The 900-nt window shown below is 69.4% G+C and carries 1 protein-coding gene; it reads left to right on the forward strand.

The features are described 5' to 3' along the window. On the forward strand, positions 1 to 900 hold a 900-nt coding region (locus tag IEY82_RS38720; protein WP_189129277.1), incomplete at both ends, for an RNA-guided endonuclease TnpB family protein.

A 900-nucleotide genomic window follows, 5' to 3' on the forward strand; every position in this document is an offset into this window, starting at 1 on the left:
GGCGCTGGAGGCGACGTTGCGCGCGGTCAACGACGCGGCCACCTGGGTCTCGCAGCTCGCCCACGACCGGCGGGTGTTTCGCAATTACGATCTGCGCAGGCACGCCTATGGGCAGGTCAAGGACGGGTACGGGCTGGCGGCTCAGGCCGCGCAGCACGTCATCAAGAAGGTCGCCGACGCCTACACCACCCTGCACGCCAACCTGCGCAACGGCCATCTGGGCAGGCCCGGCTCCGTCCGGCGTGAGCGGGTGCTGGCCCGGCCGATCGTCTTTCGCCCCGGCGCGGCCCAGCCGTTCGACGACCGCTGCCTGTCCTGGCGGATGGACGCGCGGACGGTGTCGATCTGGACCGTGGGTGGGCGGATGAAGGGCGTGGCGTTCACCGCCTCGGCCGATCAGCTCACCCTGCTGGCCGCTCACCGTAAGGGCGAATCAGACCTGGTCTGCCGCGATGGCAGGTGGTTTCTCATCGCCACCTGCGACCTGCCGGACGTTCCGGTGCGCGCTCCGGACGGGTTTGTCGGGGTGGATCTGGGGATCGCCAACATCGCCACCACCGCCACCGCCACCGGCACCGGCACCGGCACCGGCGATGGTGTCCGTCACAGCGGAAAGGCCCTGAACGCGGTCCGTCACCGCCACCGGGAGTTGCGCCGCCGCCTGCAGGCCAAACAGACCAAGAGCGCCAGACGGCTGTTGAAGAAACGCCGCCGCAAGGAAGCGCGTTTCGCCGCCGACACCAATCACACCATCGCCAGACGCATCGTGACCGAGGCTGCACGCACCGGGCGAGGCATCGCCCTGGAGGATCTCCAGGGGATCCGCGACCGGGTACGGCTCCGCAAGCCCCAGCGGGTCACGCTGCATGCGTGGTCGTTTCACCAGCTCGGCCACTTCAT

Source organism: Nonomuraea cavernae (genome assembly GCF_014646355.1).
Classification (GTDB): domain Bacteria; phylum Actinomycetota; class Actinomycetes; order Streptosporangiales; family Streptosporangiaceae; genus Nonomuraea; species Nonomuraea cavernae.